The following is a 25,647-nucleotide window of genomic DNA, read 5'->3' as shown; positions in this document are numbered from 1 at the left end:
TGTACCGGCCACAAGCCTTGCTGGCGAGCAAAAATCCGGCACTCTCAGGCGTAAGTATCGATCACGCTACCCAGGGTAGACGATACCGAGCGGACCTGGCTGGTGCTGGTGTCGGCGCCGTCGGGCGGCGGCGTCGTCTGCTGGGCCGTTTGTTGCGCGGCGGCAGCCTGCAATTGGGCAATCTGCGCCTGCAAGGCAGCGATCTGGTCGGCCAGCTGCTGCTGCAGCTTTTGCGTGGCGTCCGTCTGCTGGCCCTTTTGCGTATCGTCCAGCTGCTTTTGCACGGCAGTCATTTGCCTTTGCAGTGTGGCAATTTGTGAACTATTGCTACTGCCCGTACCGCTGCTGACGACGCCGCTGGCGCCGCCTGATGATGAGATTGCTGAAACCATATACCCTCCTGATGCCACTGACTGGCCCCTTTATTTATCGGCCAGGGCGGCGGCAAATGAATGGGCCAACGTGTAAAGCCAGGTAAAGACGGCGTCGGCTAGTGATATGGCAAGAAAGCTGGCACACTGGAGCTTGCTCTTGCCAACGCTCCCATCATGCCCGCCCTGCCAGACTTCCACCCCCGCCTCCATGCAGGCCAAATCGAGTTTCCCGTCCACCATATGCGCGGCGGTACGTCCACCGGACTGGTGCTGTGGGAAGCGTATCTGCCGCCGCAGCAGGACTTGCGCGAGGAATTGCTGCGCCACCTGATGGGCGTGCCGCAAACGGGGGCGCAGCCGGGCAACCGGCAAATCACGGGCCTGGGCCGGGGTCCCGCCACCAGCAACAAGGTATTTATTGCCGATGTGGAACAACATGCGGGGCAAGCACGGCTGGTCAGTACCCTGGCGCAACTGGCCAGCGAACATGGTCATATCGACTGGAGCGTCAATTGCGGCAATATGTCGTCGGCCCTGCAACTATGGGGCATCGACACGGGCTTGCTGGCATCTGAAAGCTTCGGCCCGCAGGAAGTGTCCATCCGCAACACGAATACGGGCGTGATCACCACCTCGCGCATGACGCAGCTGGCCGATAGTGGCTATGCCACGGCAGCCATTCCCGGCGTGCACGGCGCATTTCCCGCCGTCGACCTGTTCCTGCACGACCCGGTGGGGGCGAAAACGGGCAAGCTGCTGCCGACCGGCTCAGTGCAGGATGTGATCGGCGCTTATACGGTCTCTTGCGTGGACGTGGCCGTGCCGATGGTGATTGCCGACGCGGCCCAGTTCGGCAAGACGGCGCAGGAACCGATACGGGAACTGGAAGCGGACGCGGCTTTCATGGCAGCCATCCGCTCGGTCTGGATCGCCACAGGTTTACGCATGGGCTTGCGGCGCCGCGATGGCGCCCTGATGACCCAAGACGAGCTGGCGCGCAGCGAAACCATCCCCAAGTTCTGCATTATCGGCCCCGCGCAGGCGGGTGGCAACCTGGCCGCGCGCTACTTTACGCCGCAAACGGGCCATGCCTCGCTGGCCGTCTCGGGCGGCTGTTGCCTGGCGGCCGCGACACTGATCCCGGGCACGGTGGCGCACGCGATCGCCCGGCAAGTTGCGCCAGTGACTGGGGAATATGGGGAGTTCCAGGTGGGAATAGAAAATCCTGCCGGCATCCTGGATACGACCATCGTCGCGCGCCAGGTGGACGGCCAGATCGGGATACTGAGCGCAGCTTACCGGCGCAGCACGCAAATCTTGCTGCGCGGCCATGTGCCGCTGTACCAGGCCTCGCAGCAATTGCAAGCCTGGTTCAGGGAGCTGAATTAGGTTTTAGGCAAGGTGACGCCGACCTGGCCCTGGTACTTGCCGCCACGGTCCTTGTACGAGGTTTCGCACACTTCGTCGGATTCGAAGAACAGCACTTGCGCCACGCCTTCGTTGGCGTAGATCTTCGCTGGCAACGGGGTGGTGTTGGAAAACTCCAGGGTGACATAACCTTCCCATTCCGGTTCGAACGGCGTCACGTTGACGATGATGCCGCAGCGCGCATAGGTGCTCTTGCCCAGGCAAATCGTCAGCACATTGCGCGGAATGCGGAAATACTCGACGGTGCGGGCCAGCGCGAACGAGTTCGGCGGAATGATGCAATAACCCTTGCCCGAGACATCGACGAAGTTATTGGCGTCAAAATCCTTGGGATCGACGATGGTGGTATTGATGTTGGTAAACAGCTTGAATTCGTCGGCGCAGCGGATATCGTAGCCATAGCTGGACGTGCCGTAAGAAACGATGCGGTTACCGTCGCGCTGTTTGACCTGGCCCGGCTCGAACGGCTCGATCATGCCCGTTTGTTCCGCCATGCGGCGTATCCATTTATCGCTTTTAATCGTCATCGCAGGGGTTTCTTTCTAGAATATCGGTGGCTGGGCGGCGCAGCCAGTACAGGCGCGGCCCGAATGGCAGGATTTTACGCGAAAAGCCGGCGTTTTTGGCCCCCTTCCCCTGAAATTCCTTGCTAGTGCTCTGCCAACAGGGCCGTGATCATCTCATGCACGGCTTGCGCCGCCAGTTCGGGGGTTTCCATGGGAAACAAATGCCCGCCCGGCAACTGGCGAAAAAACGGCCCCACCAGCTTGCGCGTGGCGTCCAGGCCCGCCTGCCGGCTTTCCACCGATTCCGTGCCGCCGATAAAGCCGATCGGCACGGGAAAATCACCTTGGACCAGGCTGCCGATATGATGCGGCAAGCTGCGGTAGACGGCGGTTTCCACTTCGCGCGTAAAACGCAGTTGCACGCCGTCCGGATGAGGCGCCAGGCCGCTGGCGATATAGTCGTCCAGCACCTGCGGCGCCCAGGCGGCGAACATATCCTTGGCGGCAAAGTGCGCGTACGTGGCTTGCGCATCGGGCCACAGATAGCGGCGCTTAGCGGAAAAACGGGCCGGCGAATAACGTTCGCCCAAGGCCGTATGGCGCACCAGGCGCAGCAGCAAGGCGCGCCAGCCCGACACCACGGGCGAGTCGAGCAAGACCACGCAGCGCACCAGGTCGGGCCGCGCCTTGGCCGCCATCAAGCTCAGCATACCGCCCAGCGAATGGCCGACCAGGATCACGGGGCTGCTGTAGCGGCGTTCCAGGTCGGCAATCAGTTCCTGCTGCAATGCCGGCCAGCCCGTGCTGACGGGGTAACGGGGGTCGTGGGCATGCATATCGAGCGCCTGCACAGCGTAATGCGCGCCCAGCAAGCCGAACAGCTTGCGATAAGTGCCGGCAGGATAGCTATTGGCGTGGGCAAAATGCAGTGAAGGCAGTGTCATCGTGTGGGCTGATCGGTGAACGTGATGGCCCATTGTAATGGCGTGCCGGCAACATCAGCCTGAGGGAAGACTCTAATTACTGACCGGCTGGCCAATAAAGGAAGCCAGCACGACACCCAGCTCATCCATCGACTCGACGACGCAAAACGCGTCGTCAAACGCATAATCGCGGTTCATTGCGTTGCGCAGCACGATGCATGCCAGGCCGGCCGCGTTGGCGGCGCGCAAGCCACGGGGAGAATCTTCCACCGCCACGCAATGGGCCGGGTCCAGCCCCAGCTTTTGCAAGCCCAGCAGGTAGCCGTCGGGCGCCGGCTTGCTGTTCGCATAGCTTTCACGGGTCAGCACGAAATCGAAATACGGCAGCAAGCCGGTCGCCGCATGGCTGATCTGGAAATGCTGCTCGTAGGCACTGGTCACCACGCCCATCGCCACATGCGGGCGCAAGGCTTGCAGCAGGCCATGGATACCGGACAAGGCCAGTTGCCCCGCCTGGCGCAGCCGCTCGCCAAACAGGCGCTTGCGCTCGACCCGCAAGTGATTAATCAGGGCAATATCGTGACCCTGCCCCAGCAACACATGCCAGGCGCCGTAGTTATTGTCCAGGAACCAGTCAAAAAATTGCTTGGGCGTCAGGTCTACGCCGTACGGCAACAGCAATTCGCGGTTACTTTCATAAAACAGCTGTTCGGTGTTGACCAGCACGCCATCGTTGTCCCACAGCACACCCTGGATGGTTTTCATGGCTAGCTTCCGGCGCTTATTTGAAGAATATGTCGTAAGACAATTTAACGATCAACATCACCAGCAACACCAGAAACAGGATGCGCACGAAGGCAGCGCCCCGCCGCACGGCGATCCAGGTGCCCGTCAGCGCCCCCAGAATGTTGCACACCGCCATGGGCGCAGCCACCGCGTAGACCACGTGGCCGGCAGGAATAAAGAAAGCCAGGGCCGCCACGTTGGTGGCGATATTGACCAGCTTGGAGCAAGCCGAAGCGAGGATGAAGTCAAACCCGAACACGCGGATGAACAGGAAAATCAGGAAGCTGCCCGTACCCGGACCGAACAGGCCGTCATAAAAGCCGATGGCGCCACCGATCACCATGGCCAGGATCCGTTCACGCGTGCCGATAGCTCGCGGCTCGCGGGTGGCGCCGAAATCCTTCTTGATAAACGTGTAGATGGCCATGATGATGATCAACGCCAGCACCATCGGCCGCACCACTTGCTGCGGCACGTAGGACACGGCGGCCGCGCCCATGAACGACATGACGAAGGCGCAAGCCACGGCTGGCAGCACCAGCATCCAGGGAATATGCACCTTGCCGATAAACGAGCGGGCGGCAAAGGCCGTGCCGCAAGCCGAAGCGATCTTGTTGGTGCCCAGCAAGGATGTCGACGCCATGTTCGGCATCAGGTTGAACAGGGCCGGCAACTGTATCAAGCCGCCACCGCCCACGGCGGCATCGATCAGGCCGGCACAGAAGGCAAACATACACAAGAGGGAGATGGTCAGCATGCGGCGATCCAAAAAACAGTGGCAAGGTCGCAAGTATAGGCGCGCGATTATTTTATGGCTGCAGCTATGCATGCAACTTCGTATTGCGGAAAACGCAATCAGGCGTGGCGCTTGACGAAACAGGTATCGTGCGCTCTACTGGCGGTTTTCCATCCGCCCCGCCCTGCCATGTCCATGAAACTGATGTGGGAAATCCGCGCCTTTTGCAGCGTCGTCGAGAAGCGCAGCTTCGTCCACGCGGCCCGCATGCTGGGGCGTTCGCCCTCGGCCGTCACGCGCGCCATCCAGTTCCTGGAAGACGCGATCGGCGCCGAGCTGATCCTGCGCACACAAAAACAGTTCACCCTGACCACGGCCGGCGAAACGTATTACGCATCGGCCAAGCATTTGCTGGAAACCCAGGCCGAAGCGGAAGATCAACTGGCGGAACTGAGCAATTCACCGCAGGGCTGGGTACGCATCTCGGCGCCGGAAATCCTGTCGCTGGGATTCCTGCCGAAAGTACTGGCGCAGTTTTCACGCGACTATCCGAATGTCTCGGTCGATATCCATTTTTCGGACAAATCGATCGACCCGATCCAGGAAAAACTGGACTTTGCCATTCGCGGCGCCTTTCCCCGTTCCAGCGAGCTGATCGGCTATCCGCTGTGGAATTACCGCCGCTATATGTATGCCTCGCCCGACTACATCGCCCGCATGGGCGCGCCGCAAGAGCCGGAAGAACTGGCCAGCCACGATGTCATCGTGCACTCGGCGCCGCGCATCCTGCGCGACTGGCATTTCGTTTCCGGCGCGCGCAATGTGCGCTTCCAGGTCCAGCCGCGCTTCCGCTTTACGTCCGGCATCGCTACCTTCCAGGCTGCCCAGGAAGGCGCCGGCATCGCCCGCCTGGCCAGCTGGCTGGCGGAACCTGCCGTGGCGGCCGGCGCCCTGCAACGGGTGTGCCAGGCATACCGTTTGACGTCATCGAAAGAACTGGACCCCAGCATCCACGCCGTCTACGGCAGCGCCCGCCTGCCGAAAGGCGCCAGGCTGTTCCTTGAATATGTGCGCAAGAAAGGTTCGGAGATACCCGATGAGCGGACAGCTTCCTAAGCACATGAAATACACAGATGAGTTGCGCAGATAGGCAGCCCATGCAACAATGAGTAAACACTCATTAAAAACAATACGATGGCACGCGCTAAAAGCGAAGAAAAACGTCTCTCTATCCTGTCTGCAGCGACGCATGTCATTGCAAAACAAGGTACGGAAGCGCCGACCCTGCTGATCGCCAGGCAAGCGGGCATTGCAGACGGCACACTGTTTACTTATTTCCGTAGTAAAGACGTTCTTTTCAATGAACTTTATTTGCATTTGAAGACAGAGCTGCGCGATGCCATGATGCCTGGCTATCCGCTAGGCGCTTCGCAACGCGACAGGATCTTTCACACCTGGCACGCCCTGGTGCAATGGGGCATCGACAATCCCGAAAAGCGCCAGGCCATGCATGTACTCAATCTGTCCGAGCGGGTGACAGTTGCTAGCAAAGCAGCCGGCGCGGATGTGTTTTCATTTGTCATGGGGCTGCTGAAAGAAATTGTGGAATCGCATCAGCTGCTGCAAGTCCCAGTGTCGTTTTATGCCGGATTGCTGGGTGTGATGTCCGAATCAACCATGGATTATGTGTGTCGGGGCGTTGACCATCCCGAAGCCGCCATTGCCGCTGGTTTCCATGCCTTCTGGCGCGCCATCGGTGGTGACTAGCGTTTTTTGGCATCATAATGAGTGCCTGCTCACTTATAATTGCGGATCATATGGCTAAGGTTTGCTTTGGTCTGGAAAACGGCAAGATCGCCGAGGCCTCCTTAGTTAAAGGTCTCCTTATTTAAAGATATCCGGGGCATGCAGACCAGGCAATATCACAGCTCACCAAAGGGAAAACAAGCATGAAAGTTATCATTATCGGCGCGTCTGGCATGGTCGGTAGCGGCGCCCTGCGGGAATGCCTCCACGCACCGGAAGTCACATCGGTGCGCACGATCGGCCGCTCTCTTTTGAATATGGAGCATGAAAAGCTCACACAGTCTGCTTTCCCGGACTTTGCCGACCATCCTGAAAACATCCCGGCTGCGCTGCTCGAAGATATCGACGCCTGCTTCTTTTGCCTGGGCGCCACTGCTGCGGGGATGAGCGAAGGACAGTATGCCAAGCTCACTTACGAACTCACGCTCAAGTTCGCTAGCCGCCTGTGCGACTATAGCCCGAATGCGACTTTTATCTATGTGTCCGGCGCAGGCGCAGACAGCACAGAACGTAGTAACACCATGTGGGCCAGGGTGCGCGGCAAGACTGAAAATGCCTTACTTAAACTTCCATTTAAACAAGTACACATCTTCCGTCCAGCCATCATCCAGCCACTGCATGGCGCACAATCGAAAACTACGTCCTACCGCTACTTCTACAACTTGCTGGGCCCTGTCCTCACGATTGCAAGGCACTTCTTCCCGTCCAAGGTGCTAAGCACTGAAATCATGGGCCAGGCGATGTTGAACATTAGCCGATTCGGCACGACGGTGAAAGTGCTCGATCCAGCGGATATTTACGCACAGGCCAAGCGCTTGCACCCGAAGTGAGTTTAATAAGCTGATGTTGTCGATGTGACGCGATACGCAATCTTTATCCAGCACGTCGACATTCTTTTGCGCAGGCTTGTGCCACTTCCAGGCCAGCACGTTTATCCTTGAAAAATGTCCACGCCAGCTCGGCAATCTCAAGATCGTTATTTTGCCGGCCGACCATTCGATTGATCAGATAGGGGTAGCGCTGCGTGATACTCGGTTCAGCATGACCCGCGTTCTCTATCTTTAGCAAGCCCACTTGCAACTGGTCTGGCGCATCGCCCCAGAAATAACTGCTCGCAAACGTCTTGTTTTGTGGCTGACGGCGCGCGATAGCCGCAACCTGGGGTGTATCGGGCAAACCGGCCAGCTGGCGCCAGGTGTGAGCACTATCCTCTATCGAGCGCACTGCCGCCATGAAACCCAGGGTGTACCAGTATTTCCCGCCGTGATAAGGGATCAAGGGGTCAGCTGTACAACCTACGATCAGCGCCGACAGCGCCACCTTGGGCGCTGCAGCCGGGCCTGCAGGCGGCATGCCAGCCAGTATGGCCGTAAACGCCGCCAGCCTGTGCGGGATTTCCAGCGCCAAACGGTACGCCATATGCGCACCGCGCGACACGCCTATGATGTAAATACGCTCAGGATCAACATCGTTTTCAGCGATGGCCTGATTCATGATGGCACTGACAAACGCAACATCATCCTTGTTCGCCACGCGCGCAGCGCTGGCAAAACAATCGCTCCAGCCGCCCTTGCCAGCATCGGGCGCAGCCACCACGATTTGTTCACGTTCAGCAATCCGCAGCCACATCGACAATGGCGAAGGCGGAAACGCCATACCCATTACCTGCCTGGCCGACGCCCCAGCGCCATGCAGCACGATCACCAGCGGCCGTTTGCCGCATGACACCCGGTCGGGTGCCGCCAGTAAATAATGACGCGCCCCTTCCGGCCGCATCAGTGTCACAGGCACGGCAGTTGCAGCTGGCGCAGCGCTATCGCTGGCGCCATACAAGGTGGCTATTAACGCGGACTTGAGGCGGGCATACAGCGGCATCTGGGACTCTTTAATTTTGATTGGCGGGCCAAGGTGCCACAGGCTTGAGGGGCGAGCTGTATGCCGCAATAATGTTTTCAAAAAGAAAATTTTATCATGCAAGAGTTTTCCAGGAGGCAACAATACAATTATCAAATACACTAGATAAATTTTTCATCTATCGCTGATACCAATATGACTCGCCACAGCAAGACCCTTCTCCCGTTCACTGGCCGCCTCAGCTGCTAGCATGCAAGATGCCTCTTGGGCACAAGCATGCGTATCACAACCATTGCCATACCCACCTGCTTACCTTAAAAATGATACGTGCCGCTCAACATGACGGTACGCGTTTCTCCGGGCAAAATATTGCGCGTCACGTGCAGATGACTGGCGGCGTAATAGTGTTTGTCCAGCAGGTTGCGCAGCGACAGTTGCAGCTCGAATGACTGGCCATTGCCCAGGGTACGGAGATACGACTGCGTGGCGTCCAGGCGCGCATAGCCGGGCAAGATGGTAGTGTTGGCCTCGTCGGCGTAGCGGCGCCCTTGTGCGTAAGCACCCAGGCCGCTGCGCCAGACACCATCCCAGTCGTAATGCGCAAACAGGCTGAGCGTATGCGCCGCTACATTAGGCATGAACTTGCCCTGAAATTCAGAGCCGTTCAGGAAACGTGCATTGGTATAAGCATACGCGCCCACCAGCGACAGCTTGCGTGTCAATCGCCCGTCCAGTGACCATTCCAGCCCTTTCGAACGGGCTTGCCCCGTGACCTTCTTGTCGTAGGGATTCACTGTACTGGGGTCGTCGGCCAGCATATGGTTTTGTTGCAGCCAGAACAGCGCGGCATCGCTGCGCAAGCGCCCGCCCAGCCAGGCCGATTTCCAGCCCAGCTCGTATTGCCTGGAAGTGCGCGAAGGCAGCGACTGGCTAGTTGCCGAGGCCGCCTGATTCGGCGAAGTGCCCGTACTGACGCTGGCATACGCCGTTTGTGCCGCCGACCAGTGTCCGAGCAGCGCCAGCTTGGGCGACCAGCGTTGCTCGTTGACCGGGCTGCCGGTCGTGCCGTAAAAGAAGCGCTGCCGCATGAATTGCGCGCCAGCCACGACACTCCAGCGCTGCCAGTCGAGCTGGTCTTGCACAGTGACGATAGCGCTTTCCAGGTTTTCCCGCGTCAGGGTCGTATTGATGCCTGCCGGTTTGCTCACCCTGCCATACACGGGATGAAAGATATCGATAGGCGGGCTGTTGCTGACAGGCGCCGAGCCTGTCGGCTGGGCCAGTACTTCCCTGTAGTATTCGACTCCCGCATACAATTGATGCGTCAGCGCACCACTCTGCAGCTTGCCGCTGAGTGCAGAGGCAATGGAATCGATACGCCGCGTCGTGCCCGGCTCAATCGACACCACGCGATTGAAAGTGCCCGCTGTACCGGCCACCTTGTTGAACAGCGATTGCCGTATCACCGTGGAATCCGCCTCCAGATGGGTGGCGTCCAAGAACCAGCGCGCGCCCTCGCCCAGCGCCACGTCGGCATGCAAGTCGAATACGCGGCTGCGGGTGCTGGAAGTGTCCCACGGTTCAGCCAGCTGGCGATAAACGGGAATCGCGGCCGGACGCCCATCGATACCGGGTACACCGACGTCCGGCATATAGCGCTGGTTGATCAGCTCGACACCGGCCCGCAAGTGATAACGCTCGCCATGGCTTTGTGCCAGAACCAGCTTGGCACCATCGAGCCGGTCCGGCACACCGCGCCACTCAGACGCTTCGGAATGGCTGACGATCAGGCGCGCCGCCAGCGCATTCTCTGCGGAGATTAGCCGGTTGATGTCGGCCGATGTTTCACGTGCGCCATACAGACCGATACCGGCACTGACGCTGGCCGCGTCGCGCAATAGCGGCTGCTTGCTCAGCTGTTGCACGGTGCCACCCGGCTCGCTACGCGTAGCCACGGCCGCACCAGGGCCGCGCAACACTTGCACGCTATCGACAAAGGCTGGCACGAAAGGATAGTTGGACAGCCGCGCGCCATCGCGCAATATGCGGCTGGCGCCCGTGCCACTATCGGCCAGGAAACCGCGCAGTACGAACACTTGGGCGTGGCTGCCATTAAAACTCAAGTCCGCCTGGGCGCCGGGCACGTTGCGCAACAAGTCCAGCAAGGTGGTGCCGCCCTGATCCTGCAAGGTGGAAACGGTAACGGATGATAATGAAAACGGCACGTCGATGGCGGCGGAAGACAAGCCCAGCAGGCTTTTCCCCGTCGGCCTGCTCGCCTGGGCGGAAACCACCACCATCGGCAAGGTGGATGCGCCATCCTCTTGCGCTTGGCTAGGTGAGATATGGGCGAACAGGCACAAGGCGCAGGCGACGGCACGGTATTGCATCGAATAAAACATCGCTATCCTGAAAAGTAGGCATGCAGCAGCGCAGCACGCATGCGTGCGCGCTAGCGGCCGCTAGTAATGGTCATCGGCGTGCAGGAATGCTGCGCGCCGGGCAAGTAAGTTTCAGGTAGCGCTGGGAGGGGCGCGGGGATGGGATAGCGACCACGTGAACAGGGGCGCGGGCGAATGGTAAAACAGGGAAGGAAACACCTCATGCCCGCCAAGCACGGCGAACGGCATGGTGGATGCAGGCGGCATGCCCAGCGGCGTGGCATGGCTGGCGCAATACGGGCAATGTTCCAGATGGTGCAGCAAGGAATCAGCGGGCGCCTGGCTGGCGGGGTCCTCGGCCAGATCGACCTTGATCAGCCTGGACCCGCTAGAGGTACACACATCCAGCAAGCTGGTGTTTCCGCGCATGGCCGCCATGGCATGCGACATCGACGGCGCCAGCGCATTGAGCAGGATCGCAAAACAGGCGATCCAGATATGCAGCGTTTGTCGTTTCAGAAACCTTTTCATGGCGGCGATTATAACGCAAGCAATATTACTGTTCATACCAATAGCGCGGATGACTGGCGCGGTAACCGGTGACCGTGATCACCTCCCCAAACTCCAGGATCAAGGCCCCCGCCTCATCCGTGCGCAGCCGCGTGATGCCCATTTCCCCATAACGCGCATAGACTTGCGCCTTCGGGTGTTTGTAGCGGTTGCGGTGGCCCACCTGGAATATCGCCATACTCGGGTGCACGGCATTCAAAAAAGCGGGTGTCGACGAGGTGCCGCTGCCATGATGGGGCGCCAGCAACACGTCAGCTGCCAGCCCGCTTCCTGTACGCTCGCGTAATTGCGCTTCCTGCGCCGCTTCGATATCGCCGGCCAGCAAGATCGCATGCTTGCCTGCCGTGATTTTCACGGTGCAGCTGCGGGCATTCGGCTTCAGCGATTTATCCTCATGACTGGCCGCCAGCGGGTGCAGCATCTCGAAGCGCACACCGTCCCATGCCCAGCCTTGGCCGGCCGCGCAATGCAGATAGGGCTTGCCCAGCTTGTGCTGCGCCGCGACTGCCGGGTGGCCGGTAGTCAGGGACGAGGCCAGCCAGCCTACGGGGATATTTTCCAGCAAGGAGACGGCGCCGCCCGCATGGTCGGCATCGCTATGTGAAATGATCAGGCCATCGAGCCTGGCGATGCCCCGCGCCCGCAGATACGGCACGATGACCCGGCTGGCGCCATCGGAATCCATGCCATAGGCTGGCCCCGTGTCATACAGCAGCCGGTGGCCATGGGTTTCGACCAGCAAAGCCATGCCTTGTCCCACATCAAAAGCCGTGACCCATAACTGGCCCGGCGCCGGGCTGGCCGGCAAGGCCGTCATCAGGGGCAGCCAGCTCAGCATCCCCAGCCAGCGATGCGGCCAGCCGCGCGGCGCCAGCAACCACAAGGTGCCGAACAAGGCCCAGGCAAAACTCCACCACGGCGGCGCGGGCGCGGTCCAGACGGCAAACGGGCCGATGCTAAGCCACTCCAACGCTTGCACCAACAGCTGCACGATAAAATGCGCCAACAACAGCAGCCAGCCAGATAGCGGCGCCGGCAGCAGGCTGGCAGACAAGGACAAAGGCGCCACCACCAGACTGACCAGGGGAATCGCCAGCGCATTGGCGATCGGCGACACCAGCGACACTTGCGAGAACAACAGCATCGTCAGCGGCACCAGTCCCACCGTCACCACATATTGCGTATGCGCGCCCAGCGCCACTTCCGCCCGCAGCCGCTGCCAGCGGCTGGCGTCCGGGGCCACCGGCGCCGGTATGCGTCCCACGCTGGCATACAGAATCGTCGCGACCGCCCCGAACGACAGCCAGAAGCCTGGCCACAGCACGGCCCAGGGATCCAGCAACACCACCACACCCAGCGCGACGCACAGCACGTGGATGACGCTGGTAATGCGCCCCGTCCACAAGGCGATGGCGACCACCATCAGCATATATAAAGTACGCTGCGCCGGCACGCCGAAACCGGCCAGCAGCACATACAGCAAGGCAGCGATGGCGCCTGCCAACGCCGCCACTTTTTGCGCCGGCAGCAGCAAGGGCAATTGCCAGCCCATAAAAAACGAGCGCCGCCACAAAGCACCCGTCCCCAGCGCGACCAGCCCCGCAATCATGGTGATATGCAGTCCGGAAATCGAAATCAGATGGCTCACACCCGTGCGGTTAAACACTTGCCAGTCCGACTGCGGTATCGCCCGCTGATCGCCCACTACCAGCGCCACGATCACGCCTGCATAGGGCTTGCCCTGCAAGCTGCGCTCGATGCGCGTGCGCACGGCTGCCCGGCACGCTTCCACCATGTTAGCGAAACTCGGCACGAAATCGGTCAAGCGTACATTTGGCGTATCGGCCCGAGGCTGCGGCCGCACATAGCCCGTGGTGCGCACGCCCTGCTCCAGCAGCCACACCTCATAATCAAAGCCCATCGGGTTCGCATCGCCGTGGGGACGCTGCAGCCGCACCGTCAACTGCCAGCGTTCCCCCGGCTGCACATCACCCACGACATTCGTCACCTCGTCGCGAAAACCCTTGTACCAGGACAAGGCAATCAGCGGCGGCACTGGCACCCCTACCGCCTTCTCCACCGCAAAATTAAAGCGCACGCCCTGCTCGAAGCGATACGGCAGGCTGGCGATGGTGCCCGTGACCGTAATATCGCGGCCTTCGTCGGCCAAGGCCAACTGGGGAGCTAGCGCAAGTTGGGCTAGCCAGGCGGCCCAGAAGAAGCCAAGCATGGCGCCACCAGTGCATCCTGAAAGCGTGCGCAGCAATGCATGCTGGTGGCGCAGTGCGTATCCGGCTAACAGGCAAGCCAGGCAGGCTGCTGCCAGCGTGGTTCCAGCGTGGACCGGCAGCGCCGCCTGCGTCTGCAGCCAGTAAGCGCCAGCGGCAAAACCGAGGATAAAGGTGGGCATGGCGGGTGAGAGTCACGCGCTGAAATGCACCAGTATGGGCGGCGGAGGTCAGCCATGCGCAGCTTGACAGGCAGCGTTTTTGATCGGGCGCAGCATGATGGCGGATATCGTGCTTGAGGGATCAAAGGATGCCAGTGCCGCTCTGCCATTCAAAGACGGCCTCTGTTATGCATGCCAATTCTTGTCTTTTAACTATGCCCTGAAAGCCGTTGACCAGCCTGGTATTCTTACGCGCCGCCGCTACCAGCGTGCCGGTTACCTGTAAATTAATCAATATGCAGGCCAGTTTGAGGTGAAAAATCAAGAATTAAAACAGAGGTCGTGTCTGAATGGCAGAAACTGACCCCGGCTTCTCTATTGAACGGAGAGGCGCGGCCGGGAACGAATATTCGCTGGCCACGCCTATACTCATAATCTTTCTAGATAGTCGGATAAAGCTTGATACATGCCGCGCATCCAATGATTTATGAATGGGGCATTGTTGACCCCCGGCTCTAGGAGTGCTTTACGAATGGATTCATTTTCTAATCCCAAATTTCTAGAATTGACTATCTGATCTACTGATGTCTTCAGCAGCTTGGCGGTCTGGATGGCATAGCGGGACCCGAGACCGAAGTCATCAAAATGTTTTTGAACCCTCAACTTACTTATTCCGTCCCAACCCTCAGGCGGTTTGACAAAATATCTCACGGCCTTAGGCATGTTTGCCGCATTAAGTACACACTCTGCGTAAATCCATTGCTCGTTAAAAAAATGATCATTGTCAACATACGGTTGAATGAGCTGATCCTCGGGACGGGTCGCAAAAGCGGTTGCTTTCCCATCCATATTACAGTCTCGGCATGATGGCACGAGATTTTGCGGGAAAACTGAGTATTGCGGAAAATGCGCCTTCGGTAAAAAGTGGTCAAGGTTTTTTGGTCTGCCGATTCCTCCACAAAAAGGACAGTCATCATCCGCAGAACTCAGTAGTCGATCATAAAGCGTGCGTGACGCTTTCTCCTCGTTACGAAAATAATACTCATACAGATTCACCAGTTCGCTCTTCGCCAACGCTCCCACGACAATGGGATCTTTACTGAGATACGTACTTATCGGTTGGATCGAAGAAAGCGTGCCTTTGCCCCCATGATCAACGTAATCGGTTCCGGCCTGCAATAGGGCCACCTTACCATCTTTCATCTTCTGCAAGAACGCGTTATTTCCAGTGATTCCAACAATGCAGGTATCGAGCGTGGTCGCAAAGTCAGCTTTGGGATTTTCGAGGCGCATCATTTCGCGTGCCCTCCATCACGCTCCGCAATCATGATCAACAGAATTGCTCTGCCCTCCATGCCAAGTTGATTGTTATATCGCATGGTTACCTGTTCAAAGTTTTCTCCCGCCTTGACTGCGGTCGCGAGCATTTCATGGAATCCTGAGCGTGCGACCTCTAAGCTGAATACTTCGCTTGTTAACAACCCGAGATTTTCAGCAAATGTCTCAATTTTGGGCGATTTAAATGACACCTCTTTACCAACCCTGTGCGTTTTCCAAACGCAGGAGCGCGGAACCTCTTGGAGAATAACCGGGGAATGGGTTGCGATGATTGCGACGCCATTTTGGTCGAGCAGTAAATCAGATAGGGCACGTACGAATGCAGAGAGTAGCGGTGGATGCAGATGGCTTTCCGGTTCGTCCAGCAATACTAGCGATTTTTCCTGCACCGTTTCGACCAAGCGCGTTATTGTCAATAGCACGATGGCATGCCCAGAACTCATACGCGATAGGTACTTATCCACTTCAGCAGCATATACTTCACGCACTGTAGTCGAATCAGATTGCAGGTCCTGTAGTCGGCTTCTAACATCCAGATAAACTTCGCGAAGTTGAGCAAGATTCATTGCGGCAAAATGCTCGTCTGAGCCCAATTTTTCAATTGCGTGAAGCCATCGAGTTGTTTTTCCATCGTTTCTGAAACATTCAATAAGCGACTTTACGCAATCAGCTCGAAGATCTGCGATGGTGCGATGATGATCCGGCTTAGCTGAATCTTTTAGACCAATGTAGAAATAACACGTACCCTTTGAAGGGTCCGGTTGATCTTTGGGTGGATTAAAGGGATCGAATGCACTAAATGAAACAGAAACAAGACTGCTAAAGTAGCTCGTTCCAATCTCGGTTTCTGCAAACGCTTTAAGATTGTAGAATTTCGACTCCGTAGAACGGATTGTAATGGCGTCAATCATCCCATTAAGCAACGTAGTCTTGCCTACGCCGTTCCTGCCGATAATTGCATGAATGTTAGTACTAGGCGTTGAATCTACGACAACGGAAAAATCAACAGAAATTTTCCCAAGATGCTCTGACTCCGGTCTTGTAAACCTGAAGTTAAAATCAGTTCGCTCAGCAGAGCCTGCAAAAGCACGTGCGTACTGGCCTTGAATGAGGCCAAGTGATATATCTCGAAGGAGTGAAGTGCGAAGCACATTCTCTCCTTCGATCTCTTTGATAACACTTGGGTACAATACCAAATCTCTTAAGGCTGTAAGGATTTCATGTCCTACGCCACCTGGCAATGCGCCGAGGCGCCTGTAGAATTTAACATCCTGACCCAGTGAAAAATAATTCTCGGTTAGATTTGAAAATTCCAAGTCAAGAGTCGAATAGGTGAACACATCGACCGTCTGCCCCTTGAATCCTATCTTAATAGCGCCGATATCAAATTTCTGACCTGTTGAGTCAATATAGATTAGCCGAAACATTGTCACGAAAGAGTAATCGTTCCAATGATCGATCTCTAAAAGAACGGTATCGGTATCTTGGGAAGATGCTTGGCCACGAGAGATTAATTTAAATTTCATGTTCGCTTAGGATTTGTTAGATTAGCATTCCCTATGCTACATATATATTGCCATCTTGCATAGTATGGGATTGTTTTAACTGACTTGAAGAGTAATTTTCAACTAAGAGACGGTTTAATAACTTAGCGGAAATTTAGTCGATGCAGCAGTAACGCTCCCATGGCCAAGTAAATCATGTTTTCCGACACATCAATGCGCTGCTCATAGTCACGCACCAAGCGCCGGTAACGCATCCGCCATGCAAAGGTTCGCTCGACCACCCAGCGTCTTGGCTGAACAGCGAAACCTTGCTGCCCCTGCAGACGCCGCACTACTCCACTGTAAAGTCGAAAAACGCGGCCTTGTCCATCAACTGTCTGCGGTGGTATGTCGCATCCCCAAACAGATACTTTACCCAAGGCCAACGTTTGATCAAGCCGTCGAGCACCATCTGGGCACCAGTGAAGTCGGCGATATCGGCTGGCGTCAGGTTCACCGCCAGCAAGCGACCATCCGTATCGACAGCAATATGGCGTTTACGACCGCTGAGTTTCTTGTTGACGTCATAACCTCGCGTTCGTGCGCCTGGCGCTTTCACGCTCTGGCTATCGACAATGCCGGCACTTGGAAGCACCTCCCGTTCATTGCACAAGCGATCAAGCATCAGCGCCAAGTCATGGATGGTACGAAACAGCATGCGCCGCATCAGTCGTCAGAACCAGTAATAGACGGTCTGATAAAAAGGGAAATCATTGGGCAACATGCGCGACTCGCACCCGGAGCGCACCATTTAACGCAGCGCGTTGATCACTGCACGCAAATCCGTCTTGCGAGGTCTTCCCGTCTTCGCCTGCCTTGGCAACAGCGGCGCGATCAGGCGCCACTCGTCATCTTTTACATCCGTGGGGTAGCCACGTTTGAGGGCGGTTCTTACCTACTGGTGCCGGCTTCGACTCTCTTGCGTCCACATCGTCAATCGCTCCAAAACATCACAAATGATTGGACCCGAAAGTTACTATGAAGTTTTTAAACCGTTACTTAGGCCTTATGCTAATCTCCTAAATTGATAGTATTGAGCCAACGAACCATCTTCCGATAAGAAACATGAGCCTAAAAGACTATACAAACAACACTTATAACCAACACTTTGTATCACAAGCCGAACAGCGTCTCAATTCTTGCTCTGAGGATGCCCAATCACCAAAAGCCGAGATTTATAGCTTTGACATTATCAATAGAGACTATGGGAAAATTCGATTAAATAAAAAAATAAAATACACAAAAATTTAGCGTTCTCTGATCTATTCACGCTTGCACGCATAAACGAAACAGACCGTCTAAATTTTGAATATTTATTCAAAAAATATGAAGCTAATCATCCTAATCAGGTATCTACCCTACTAGAGTGGATTGCAACCGCAAGAGGTAAGGTAGAGTACACTTCGGATGGCATTAATCTTAAAAATATTGAAGAATGCGATTTTTCCATATTTTTCGAAGCCATAAAGCAAATTTATACTTACAAATTACTAAATTGGTTGAGAAATCCGTACAAAATTAGAGAAGTTCTAAAAATATTTGATATATTTACCGATTTCACTATTAACAAAGAAAACGCCATCTCCCTTTATATGGCACTCGCAGAAAAAAATGAGGCTGAAGAAAAATATATTTGCGATACTTTTCACGTATCAGCTGACGAATACAAGAAGTGGGTTAGACTTCTCTTACTTTTTTTGTATTCTGAAAAAGATGAACCCAGCTCACTTCAAGGAATGGTTGAAGAATTCTTTAAGGCCAATGAGTGCAGTAATTTAATTTTTATCCTCTCATCAGACAAAAATTGCGCATTACTTTCAGACACCGGCGTTATCATGGACTTACCAGAATTTGGAATTGCAACATATATTAACGTATCAAAAAATTGCGTTATTTTATTGCAACACACATTTAATAAAATTGTTTTGAAAAAGCTTTTCTCTGAAAATAGAAATTTAGAAAATTATAGCGCTGAAATTCAGGATGAAATTGCCCAATCCATAAATGCGAAGCTTTTTATTAACAACGAAGAATTACTTGCTGGATACAATAAAATCTGCGTAAAGGCCGCAGCGTTGCAGGTTTTCTCAGCATCATTGGACATCGTCGGCATTGAAGTGTTAAGGAAGTGCTGATCAATTCGCTTTCATAACGAATTTGACACACTAAACGGTCGACCAACGAGTCACACAAGGAACGAGAGGAACGAGTCCAGGAACGAGCAGGAACGAGGGTCAGTTCTGCCGTTCAGACACGAGCTCTAATATTAATAAAAGCTGAGATCGTGTCTGAATGGAACAAACTGCCCCCCAATCCAAAATGACCCACAAAACCCACAAGGAAATCCGCCAGGATATCTCCTGCATCAAGCACCAGAACGTGTTGAACTCGGAAATCGGCGATGACCACAAGGATTATTTCAACGGCGAAGCGGCGCTGAAAGCGGCCAGTAAGGACAACACCATGAACCAGTTCTGATGATGCAGTCTTGATGTGAATAAGCTCGTCTTGTACGTCATGTATTTGTGAGGCTTGTAAGCATTCGTTTGACGTACTCTTAACTTGGATAGATTGCGATGTGCTCTCCCCTGCCGCCCTTAGAATTTTTTATCCCCAACCGCAACTTCCCCCCCTCCTCCAGCGAACCGTAAGAAATGACAATCAACCGATAGTCATCCCCCCTCACACATGGAGTTCAAAATGGCACGTCTCGGGACAAATCTGGCAAAAGCAGCAACCTCTTTCATTCTGGCGCTGGCAGCGTCATCCGTCTTTGCGGCCTTGCCTGAAGGCGCAAAAGCGCCGGACTTTCAACTCGATGCGGCGCTGGCTGGCAAGCCGATGAATTTCTCGCTGGCCAAAGCGCTCAAAAAAGGCCCGGTCGTGCTGTATTTCTTCCCGGCTGCCTTCACGCAAGGTTGCACGGTGGAAGCGCATGAATTTGCGGAAGCGACCGATGAATTCAACAAGATGAATGCGACCGTGATCGGCGTGACGGCTGGCAATGCGGACCGCGTGGCCGAGTTTTCGAAGCTGGAATGCCGTGACAAGTTTGCGGTGGCTGCTGATCCGGGCGCCAAGGTTGCGGCCACGTATCAAACCCAGTTCCGCACCAAGGATGGCAAGGCCCTGTCCGAGCGTACTTCCTTCGTGATTGCACCGGATGGCAAGATTTTGCTCAGCTACACGGATCCGAACCCGGAATTGCATATCCAGAAAGCAATGAGCGCTGTGACGGCCTGGTACAAGGCGGCCAAATGATCATGCGCCTGATGGCGATGAGCGAGGAAGGGAGCACGCGATGCTGACTATCCTCGCCGCCGCATTCCTGGGGGGATTGATCCTCAACTTCATGCCCTGCGTCTTCCCGGTGATTTCACTGAAAGCGTTTGGCCTGATCCGCCATGTGCACGACCGGCGCACGGTGCGCATCGAGGGGCTGGCATTTCTGGCCGGCGTGGTGGTCACCATGCTGCTGCTGGGCGCTGCCTTGCTGGCGGCGCGCGCCGGTGGTTCGGCGGTCGGCTGGGGCTTTCAGCTGCAGTCGCCTGTGCTGATTGCCGCGCTGTCGCTGATCATGCTCGGCTCGGCCCTCAATCTGATGGGGGTATTCGAGTTCGGCCTGGCAGCGCAACGCATCGGTGGCGTGGCTGGCCCGAAATCAGGGCCGCTCGGGGCTGCCTTGACCGGTGCGCTGGCCATCGTCGTCGCCACGCCTTGCACCGCGCCGTTCATGGCGGGCGCCATCGGCGCAGCGCTGGTGCGCCCGCCGCTGGAAGCCATGTCGATCTTCCTGGCATTGGCGCTGGGCTTTGCCGCGCCATTTACCGCCGTTTCGCTGGTACCCGCATGTGCACGGCTGTTGCCGAAGCCAGGCGCATGGATGGTCACCCTCAAGCAGGTGCTGGCGTTTCCGATGCTGGGCGCGGCAGCGTGGCTGGCCTGGGTGCTGGCGCAGCAGGCAGGTTCGGCTGCCCTGGGCGTGTTGCTGGCGTCATCGGTCGTGCTGGGCTTTGCTGCCTGGCTGTACGGCGTGGCGCAACGGCGGCAGTTTTCCGGTTTGCGTCATCGGCCGCAGTTGGCGGTTTCCATTTTGCTGGTGCTGGGCCTGGCCGTTCCGCTGGCCGGCTTGCCCACGACCAGCGATGGCGGCAGTACAGCCAATACCGTAGCGGCCGCATCTGCCACCTCGGCCTCAGCGGACAAGCCCGTCAAATGGACCCCGCAAGAGATTATTGCGCAGCGCGGCCATGGCAAGCCCATCTTCGTCAACTTTACTGCTTCCTGGTGCATTACCTGCCAGGTGAATGACAAGGCGGCATTGTCGACCAAGGCGGTAAAAGATGCGATGATGCAGACCGGAACGATTTACATGATCGCGGACTCCACCAAATATAATGCGGATATCGACCAGGCCATCAGCCAGTTCGGCCGTGGCGGCTTGCCCGTGTATGTGGTGTATCCGGCCGATGGTGGCGAGCCTGTGCTGCTGCCTCAGTTGCTGAGCCCCGATATCGTGACGTCGGCCCTGGCAAAAGCCGCAAAGAAGCACTCGTAAACACCTCCCGGTACAAATCGCTGTCACCGGGTATCAATTCAACCGGGAACGCAATTTGACCGATACATCGCTGACTGAACCATCGCCGACTGAAACATCGTCGACTGAAAACGATGCTTCAAGAGCCGCCTGGCCGCAGCTGATGCTGCGCGCCCAGGATGGCGACCAGCTGGCGTATTCACGTTTGCTCAAGGCCATCGTGCCCGTGATCCGCGCGTTGGTCAGGCGCAAGATTTATCAGGATGACGCCTTCGTGGAAGACGTGGTGCAAGAAGTCTTGCTGGCCGTGCACCGGGTGCGCCACACCTATGACCCGCAGCGCCCGTTCCTGCCCTGGCTATCGGCGATCGTCTCCGCGCGCGCCATCGATGCCTTGCGCGCGCGCGGCCGCCGGCAATGCTGGGAGGTGGCCGATGAAGAAGCCATGCTGGACCATCCGGACGCATCAGTTGCAGAAAGCCATGACAAGCTGGCACCCAGGCAGCAAGTGGATCATTTATTGAGCCACCTGCCCGAGCGCCAGCGACAGATGGTGGAACTGGTCCATTTATCCGACATGAGCCTGGCTGAAGCCGCTGCCAGCAGCAGTATGTCGCTATCGGCTGTGAAGTCCGTGCTACACCGCGCTTTCATCACGCTACGCCGCTATAAAGATACGCACCATGACTAAACACGACGCCTTGATAGCACAGCTTTGTTCCGAAATGCAGCCAGTGAAAAGACCTGCCGCCCCCTGGTTACGGGCTGCATTGTGGATGCTGGTCGCCCTGCCCTGCGGTTTTATCGCGTCGCTGGCCATCCATCGGCACGGGTCGGACTGGTCCAATCCCGGTGCGCTGTGGGCGGGATTGGCGATTTTCGTCTCGTTCTGCCTGGGAACAGTTGCCATCGCGACCGCCTTTACCCTCAGCATCGCCGGACGCCGCCTGACACACCGGCACTGGCGGTCGCTCACGGCACTGTCTGTTGCGTGGCTGATGGTGAATCTGATCGATGTCACATTTTCCAGCGAGCCATGGGGCGATTTCGGCGACGGAATCTATTGCTACACTTTCATGATGCTGGCGGGACTGCCGATGATGGCGCTCATGATTGCCGCGCTGCGGCGCACCCGTTCGCTGCATCCTGGGCCCAGCCTTGCTATCGCGGGCCTCGGCATTGCGTCCATGACACAAATCCTGCTGGGATTCTGCCACCCCGTGGCCGGTGATGTGATGGACTTGATCATGCATCTGGCGGCCGCGGCCACGCTGGTGGCGGTTTGCGTGCTGGCAGGGCGGCGCTGGATTGCACTCTGAGGGAGTGCCGGCCAGCCGCCACGGCACGGTATAATCGGCCTCGCTTACTTCAACACCCAGGCACGACATGACTTCCTCCGCAACACCTCCCAAGACCCCCACCGATATCACCGACATCACTGAAGACCATCACGACGCCACCCTGGTCGCGGAACTGGGGGAACTGGCCGAGCATGTGCGGTTGGTGAAGATGGAAGGTCGCGTATTCGTGCGCTTTTCCGGGGTGGTCAAGGCCGGTGGCTTGCGCGTGCCGTATGCGCTGGTGCCCAGCCAGGGCGTGCTGGCGCGGCCGGCCAAGTGGCGCAAGATGGACCGCGACACCAAAGTGGCACTGATACGCGAACGGGCCAGCGCGGCCGTGTTCGATGAACTGCGCCAGCATGTGATGGACTTCGTAGCCGATATTGCGGGCCAGTGCGAGGATGTCGATACCGACCCGATGCTGTTCTTGCATACCTTGGGCGACATGCAGACGTCCGAGCCGGCCGGCATGGTGTTCGACCGCATCCGCCAGCGTTTTACGCACGCCATCGAGCGCCAGCAGGAAGAACAGCATGCGGCGCGCACGCGCCAGAGCATCAACCTGGCCGAATACCCGGCGTCGTTCGAGATGGCGCGCCGCCTGCCGCGCCGCTTTATCGCCCTGCTGGGGCCGACCAATTCCGGCAAGACGCACCGCGCGATGGAAGCGCTGGTGAAAGCCAAGAGCGGCGTGTACCTGGCGCCGCTGCGCCTGCTGGCCCTGGAAAACTATGAGCGCATGCAGGAAGCGGCGCCGCACGGCAAGCCGCTGGCCGTGAACCTGATCACGGGCGAAGAACGGCGTATGGAAGACGGCGCCACCCACGTGGCCAGCACGGTGGAAATGCTCGATACGAAAACCGTGGTCGAAGTGGCCGTGATCGATGAAATCCAGATGCTGGCCGACCCGGACCGGGGCGCCGCGTGGACGGCCGCCGTCTGCGGCGCGCCTGCCCACACCGTCTACCTGGTCGGCGCCCCGGAAGCGCGGCGCGCCATCGAAGCGCTGGCCGAGCGCCTGGACTGCCCGCTGGAAGTGCACGTATTAAAGCGCATGGGCCCTTTGTCGATGGAGCCGACTGCCGTGCGCAAGGTGCGCAACCTGCGCCGCGGCGACGCCGTCATCGCCTTCTCTCGCCGCGAAGTGTTGATGTGGCGCGACATGATCACGGAAACGGGACTGTCGGTCGCCACCGTCTACGGCAACCTGTCGCCCGAAGTGCGGCGCGCACAGGCGCAGCGCTTCCGCGATGGCACGGCCGATATCGTGGTCGGCACCGATGCGCTGGCGATGGGTTTGAACATGCCGATCGCGCGCATCGTGATGACCACCAGCGTCAAATACAATGGCCGCGAAGAGGAAGAAATTTCAGCCGCGCTGGCGCGCCAGATCGCTGGCCGCGCAGGCCGCTATGGCGTGCATGAAGAGGGCCTGGTAGCGGGCTACGACAATGAAACGCATGAAGTGATGCGCGCGCTGCTGAAGGAAAAGCTGCACCCGCTGAACACCAGCGGCTTTGCGGTGGCGCCCTCGCTGGAACATCTGCACCGGATTTCCTCGGTGACGGGCGAGTTGTCACTGGCCAAGCTGCTGCGCCGCTTCATCCACAATATCGACGTGCCGGACGGCTTTTTCTTCCCCCGCATCACGGAAGACCAGAAAGAACGCGCCGTCTGGCTAGACACCCTGCCCCTGTCGGTGGCCGACAAATTCACCCTGTCGCTGGTGCCGATATCGAGCAAGGTGCCGTCATTGCAAACGGCCTGGGAACACTGGGCGAAAAATCTGTCGCTCGGTAAAACCTCTACCCTGCGCCAGCACGCGTATGGCGGCGGCACGCAAAACCTGCAGCAGGTGGAAGATACTTGCCGCTATTACTCGGCGTATGCCTGGCTTAGCTACCGCTTGCCCGAATTTTTCCCCGATATCGAAGTGGCGCAAAACCTGTCGCGCGATGCTTCCGAACGGGTGGACTCCATCCTGCGCGCGCACAATGCGGCTTCGCGTGGACGCTCGGGGAAGAAGTTCCGCTAAACGATGATCAATACATCAACACCGGCCTACAATCGCTGAAAATCATATCTGCTTTTTAACAAGGTACAGATGACATCAGTCGGTATGAAAGGTGCGCCGGTATGCCGCCGGCGTGGTTTGCGCAATCCGGCGGAAATGCCGGCGGAAACTCTCGCCTGAACCGAAACCGGCGCGCTCGCACACCACGTCCAGCGCCAGGCTGGTATGCTCAAGCAACTCCTTGGCCAGCAGCACGCGCTCGCGCACGATCCAGTGGTACGGCGACAGGCCGGTACTTTCCCGGAACTGGCGCTGCAAGGTGCGCGGGCTCATCGCGGAGCGCGCCGCCAGCGTCTCGAGCGTGTGCTGATCGCGCGGATGCTGCTTGATCCAGTCCATCAGCTTGGACAGCCTGCCCTGCTCGTCCGAAGACATGGGACGCGGCAGGAACTGCGCCTGGCCGCCATCACGGTGCGGTGGCACGATGAGGCGTTGCGCCACCAGGTTGGCGGCGCGGGCGCCATGGTCCTGGCGTACCAGGTGCAGCATCATGTCGATCCCCGAAGCTGAACCTGCGGAAGTCATGAACTGGCCATCCTCGATATACAGGGCGTTCGCTTCGACTACGATATCCGGAAAATTCTTCGCCAATCGCTCGGCCAGGCGCCAGTGCGTGGTGACACGACGTCCGTCCAGCAGGCCGGCCCAGGCCAGCACGAATACTCCGGAACAGATCGAACAGATGCGGGCGCCGCGCCGCTGGGCCGCGCGCAGCTTTTTCAAGACCGCTTCGGGCGGCCGTTCCGCCGGATCGCGCCAGCCAGGAATGATGATGGTATGGGCCAGGTCTAGCAGCGCCAGCGTATGCGGCGCCACCATGGTCACGCCGCCCGTGGCGCGCAGTTGCCCACGCTCGTGCGAACACACGCCGAAACGATACCAGTCGACACCGAGTTCCGGCCGCGCCAGCGCAAACAGCTCAACCACGCAGCCGAATTCGAAGGTGCACAACTGGTCGTAAGCCAGCGCCACGACAAGCGGGCCGGCAGGGCCGGAGACAGGAACTGGAGTGACGGTTTTCATGGCGAGATATTACCTTATATGGCATAACACGCCATCTG

23 protein-coding genes and 1 pseudogene are annotated in these 25,647 nt (G+C 57.5%); 11 read left to right on the top strand and 13 right to left on the bottom strand.

The window, feature by feature from the left end:
* Positions 1-44 precede the first annotated feature (44 nt).
* Positions 45-392 carry a FlxA-like family protein gene (locus ACL9RI_RS04875; protein ID WP_422725451.1) on the bottom strand — a complete coding sequence of 116 codons (348 nt, stop codon included), beginning with the start codon at positions 390-392 and terminating at the stop codon, positions 45-47.
* Between the two features lie 156 nt (positions 393-548).
* On the opposite strand from ACL9RI_RS04875, the gene ACL9RI_RS04870 reads away from it, so the two are divergent.
* Positions 549-1,763: a PrpF domain-containing protein gene (locus tag ACL9RI_RS04870; protein WP_422725450.1), complete on the top strand. Its 1,215-nt coding sequence runs from the start codon at positions 549-551 to the stop codon at positions 1,761-1,763.
* Here ACL9RI_RS04870 and dcd read toward each other — a convergent pair.
* From dcd to ACL9RI_RS04850, 4 genes are all read right to left on the bottom strand, one after another.
* A complete protein-coding gene (gene dcd, locus ACL9RI_RS04865; RefSeq protein ID WP_422725449.1) occupies positions 1,760-2,329 on the bottom strand; it encodes a dCTP deaminase in 570 nt (189 codons plus the stop codon). The genes ACL9RI_RS04870 and dcd overlap by 4 nt on opposite strands.
* Before the next feature lie 122 nt (positions 2,330-2,451).
* Positions 2,452-3,252 (bottom strand): alpha/beta fold hydrolase, encoded by an 801-nt coding sequence (locus tag ACL9RI_RS04860; RefSeq protein WP_422725448.1) that lies wholly within the window; start codon positions 3,250-3,252, stop codon positions 2,452-2,454.
* 72 nt (positions 3,253-3,324) lie between these two features.
* Positions 3,325-3,996, bottom strand: coding sequence for an HAD family hydrolase (locus ACL9RI_RS04855; RefSeq protein WP_422725447.1), 672 nt, complete (start codon positions 3,994-3,996; stop codon positions 3,325-3,327).
* Positions 3,997-4,012: 16 nt separating this feature from the next.
* On the bottom strand, positions 4,013-4,774 hold the full coding sequence (locus ACL9RI_RS04850) for a sulfite exporter TauE/SafE family protein (protein WP_422725446.1): 762 nt from the start codon (positions 4,772-4,774) through the stop codon (positions 4,013-4,015).
* 174 nt (positions 4,775-4,948) lie between these two features.
* On the opposite strand from ACL9RI_RS04850, the gene ACL9RI_RS04845 reads away from it, so the two are divergent.
* From ACL9RI_RS04845 to ACL9RI_RS04835, 3 genes are all read left to right on the top strand, one after another.
* Entirely contained in the window at positions 4,949-5,869 is a 921-nt protein-coding gene (locus ACL9RI_RS04845) for a LysR substrate-binding domain-containing protein (RefSeq protein WP_422725445.1), read from the top strand.
* Between the two features lie 78 nt (positions 5,870-5,947).
* Positions 5,948-6,520, top strand: coding sequence for a TetR/AcrR family transcriptional regulator (locus ACL9RI_RS04840; RefSeq protein ID WP_422725444.1), 573 nt, complete (start codon positions 5,948-5,950; stop codon positions 6,518-6,520).
* A 182-nt stretch (positions 6,521-6,702) separates the two neighbouring features.
* On the top strand, positions 6,703-7,389 hold the full coding sequence (locus ACL9RI_RS04835; protein WP_422725443.1) for an epimerase: 687 nt from the start codon (positions 6,703-6,705) through the stop codon (positions 7,387-7,389).
* A 43-nt stretch (positions 7,390-7,432) separates the two neighbouring features.
* Here the strand turns inward: ACL9RI_RS04835 and ACL9RI_RS04830 are convergent, their stop codons facing one another.
* The 7 genes and pseudogenes from ACL9RI_RS04830 to ACL9RI_RS04800 form a co-directional block, all read right to left on the bottom strand.
* On the bottom strand, positions 7,433-8,536 hold the full coding sequence (locus ACL9RI_RS04830) for an alpha/beta hydrolase family esterase (protein ID WP_422725442.1): 1,104 nt from the start codon (positions 8,534-8,536) through the stop codon (positions 7,433-7,435).
* Positions 8,537-8,727: 191 nt separating this feature from the next.
* Positions 8,728-10,815 (bottom strand): TonB-dependent receptor, encoded by a 2,088-nt coding sequence (locus tag ACL9RI_RS04825; protein ID WP_422725441.1) that lies wholly within the window; start codon positions 10,813-10,815, stop codon positions 8,728-8,730.
* A gap of 111 nt (positions 10,816-10,926) precedes the next feature.
* A complete protein-coding gene (locus tag ACL9RI_RS04820) occupies positions 10,927-11,325 on the bottom strand; it encodes a DUF2946 domain-containing protein (protein ID WP_422725440.1) in 399 nt (132 codons plus the stop codon).
* 25 nt (positions 11,326-11,350) lie between these two features.
* Positions 11,351-13,774, bottom strand: coding sequence for a DNA internalization-related competence protein ComEC/Rec2 (locus tag ACL9RI_RS04815; protein ID WP_422725439.1), 2,424 nt, complete (start codon positions 13,772-13,774; stop codon positions 11,351-11,353).
* Between the two features lie 408 nt (positions 13,775-14,182).
* Entirely contained in the window at positions 14,183-15,049 is an 867-nt protein-coding gene (locus ACL9RI_RS04810; RefSeq protein WP_422725438.1) for an HNH endonuclease, read from the bottom strand.
* Positions 15,046-16,617: an AAA family ATPase gene (locus ACL9RI_RS04805; RefSeq protein ID WP_422725437.1), complete on the bottom strand. Its 1,572-nt coding sequence runs from the start codon at positions 16,615-16,617 to the stop codon at positions 15,046-15,048. Before ACL9RI_RS04805 ends, ACL9RI_RS04810 begins: the two co-directional genes overlap by 4 nt.
* Positions 16,618-16,739: 122 nt before the next feature.
* Positions 16,740-17,566, bottom strand: a pseudogene (locus ACL9RI_RS04800) (IS5 family transposase).
* 568 nt (positions 17,567-18,134) lie between these two features.
* Between ACL9RI_RS04800 and ACL9RI_RS04795 the strand changes: the two are divergent.
* The 7 genes from ACL9RI_RS04795 (at position 18,135) to ACL9RI_RS04765 (ending at position 24,547) form a co-directional block, all read left to right on the top strand.
* Positions 18,135-18,770, top strand: coding sequence for a hypothetical protein (locus ACL9RI_RS04795; RefSeq protein WP_422725436.1), 636 nt, complete (start codon positions 18,135-18,137; stop codon positions 18,768-18,770).
* Between the two features lie 184 nt (positions 18,771-18,954).
* On the top strand, positions 18,955-19,113 hold the full coding sequence (locus ACL9RI_RS04790; RefSeq protein ID WP_422725739.1) for a hypothetical protein: 159 nt from the start codon (positions 18,955-18,957) through the stop codon (positions 19,111-19,113).
* 222 nt (positions 19,114-19,335) lie between these two features.
* The gene (locus ACL9RI_RS04785) at positions 19,336-19,896 is read left to right on the top strand and encodes a peroxiredoxin (protein WP_422725435.1); all 561 of its coding nucleotides are present in this window, start codon (positions 19,336-19,338) and stop codon (positions 19,894-19,896) included.
* A 40-nt stretch (positions 19,897-19,936) separates the two neighbouring features.
* On the top strand, positions 19,937-21,193 hold the full coding sequence (locus ACL9RI_RS04780; RefSeq protein WP_422725434.1) for a protein-disulfide reductase DsbD family protein: 1,257 nt from the start codon (positions 19,937-19,939) through the stop codon (positions 21,191-21,193).
* A gap of 55 nt (positions 21,194-21,248) precedes the next feature.
* Complete coding sequence (locus ACL9RI_RS04775; RefSeq protein ID WP_422725433.1) at positions 21,249-21,863, top strand: sigma-70 family RNA polymerase sigma factor; 615 nt, start codon at positions 21,249-21,251, stop codon at positions 21,861-21,863.
* On the top strand, positions 21,856-22,491 hold the full coding sequence (locus tag ACL9RI_RS04770) for an NrsF family protein (RefSeq protein ID WP_422725432.1): 636 nt from the start codon (positions 21,856-21,858) through the stop codon (positions 22,489-22,491). The genes ACL9RI_RS04775 and ACL9RI_RS04770 overlap by 8 nt, the downstream gene beginning before the upstream one ends.
* Before the next feature lie 67 nt (positions 22,492-22,558).
* The gene (locus tag ACL9RI_RS04765) at positions 22,559-24,547 is read left to right on the top strand and encodes a helicase-related protein (RefSeq protein ID WP_422725431.1); all 1,989 of its coding nucleotides are present in this window, start codon (positions 22,559-22,561) and stop codon (positions 24,545-24,547) included.
* A 75-nt stretch (positions 24,548-24,622) separates the two neighbouring features.
* Here the strand turns inward: ACL9RI_RS04765 and ftrA are convergent, their stop codons facing one another.
* Positions 24,623-25,609 (bottom strand): transcriptional regulator FtrA, encoded by a 987-nt coding sequence (gene ftrA, locus ACL9RI_RS04760; RefSeq protein ID WP_422725430.1) that lies wholly within the window; start codon positions 25,607-25,609, stop codon positions 24,623-24,625.
* Between the last annotated feature and the right edge of the window lie 38 nt (positions 25,610-25,647).

It is taken from the genome of Janthinobacterium sp. Mn2066, from assembly GCF_049319705.1.
In the GTDB taxonomy this organism is placed as follows: domain Bacteria; phylum Pseudomonadota; class Gammaproteobacteria; order Burkholderiales; family Burkholderiaceae_D; genus Janthinobacterium.
Note: the sequence above shows the minus strand (reverse complement) of the source record. Positions and strands in the feature narration are given on the sequence as shown.

Coding starts and splice junctions, on each gene's coding strand:
- ACL9RI_RS04780 (WP_422725434.1), top strand. CDS start 19,937: ATGCTGACTATCCTCGCCGCCGCATTCCTGGGGGGATTGATCCTCAAC.
- ACL9RI_RS04790 (WP_422725739.1), top strand. CDS start 18,955: ATGACCCACAAAACCCACAAGGAAATCCGCCAGGATATCTCCTGCATC.
- ACL9RI_RS04765 (WP_422725431.1), top strand. CDS start 22,559: ATGACTTCCTCCGCAACACCTCCCAAGACCCCCACCGATATCACCGAC.
- ACL9RI_RS04770 (WP_422725432.1), top strand. CDS start 21,856: ATGACTAAACACGACGCCTTGATAGCACAGCTTTGTTCCGAAATGCAG.
- ACL9RI_RS04785 (WP_422725435.1), top strand. CDS start 19,336: ATGGCACGTCTCGGGACAAATCTGGCAAAAGCAGCAACCTCTTTCATT.
- dcd (WP_422725449.1), bottom strand. CDS start 2,329: ATGACGATTAAAAGCGATAAATGGATACGCCGCATGGCGGAACAAACG.
- ACL9RI_RS04810 (WP_422725438.1), bottom strand. CDS start 15,049: ATGATGCGCCTCGAAAATCCCAAAGCTGACTTTGCGACCACGCTCGAT.
- ACL9RI_RS04835 (WP_422725443.1), top strand. CDS start 6,703: ATGAAAGTTATCATTATCGGCGCGTCTGGCATGGTCGGTAGCGGCGCC.
- ACL9RI_RS04860 (WP_422725448.1), bottom strand. CDS start 3,252: ATGACACTGCCTTCACTGCATTTTGCCCACGCCAATAGCTATCCTGCC.
- ACL9RI_RS04875 (WP_422725451.1), bottom strand. CDS start 392: ATGGTTTCAGCAATCTCATCATCAGGCGGCGCCAGCGGCGTCGTCAGC.
- ACL9RI_RS04845 (WP_422725445.1), top strand. CDS start 4,949: ATGAAACTGATGTGGGAAATCCGCGCCTTTTGCAGCGTCGTCGAGAAG.
- ACL9RI_RS04870 (WP_422725450.1), top strand. CDS start 549: ATGCCCGCCCTGCCAGACTTCCACCCCCGCCTCCATGCAGGCCAAATC.
- ACL9RI_RS04825 (WP_422725441.1), bottom strand. CDS start 10,815: ATGTTTTATTCGATGCAATACCGTGCCGTCGCCTGCGCCTTGTGCCTG.
- ACL9RI_RS04850 (WP_422725446.1), bottom strand. CDS start 4,774: ATGCTGACCATCTCCCTCTTGTGTATGTTTGCCTTCTGTGCCGGCCTG.
- ACL9RI_RS04840 (WP_422725444.1), top strand. CDS start 5,948: ATGGCACGCGCTAAAAGCGAAGAAAAACGTCTCTCTATCCTGTCTGCA.
- ACL9RI_RS04815 (WP_422725439.1), bottom strand. CDS start 13,774: ATGCCCACCTTTATCCTCGGTTTTGCCGCTGGCGCTTACTGGCTGCAG.
- ACL9RI_RS04805 (WP_422725437.1), bottom strand. CDS start 16,617: ATGAAATTTAAATTAATCTCTCGTGGCCAAGCATCTTCCCAAGATACC.
- ftrA (WP_422725430.1), bottom strand. CDS start 25,609: ATGAAAACCGTCACTCCAGTTCCTGTCTCCGGCCCTGCCGGCCCGCTT.
- ACL9RI_RS04820 (WP_422725440.1), bottom strand. CDS start 11,325: ATGAAAAGGTTTCTGAAACGACAAACGCTGCATATCTGGATCGCCTGT.
- ACL9RI_RS04855 (WP_422725447.1), bottom strand. CDS start 3,996: ATGAAAACCATCCAGGGTGTGCTGTGGGACAACGATGGCGTGCTGGTC.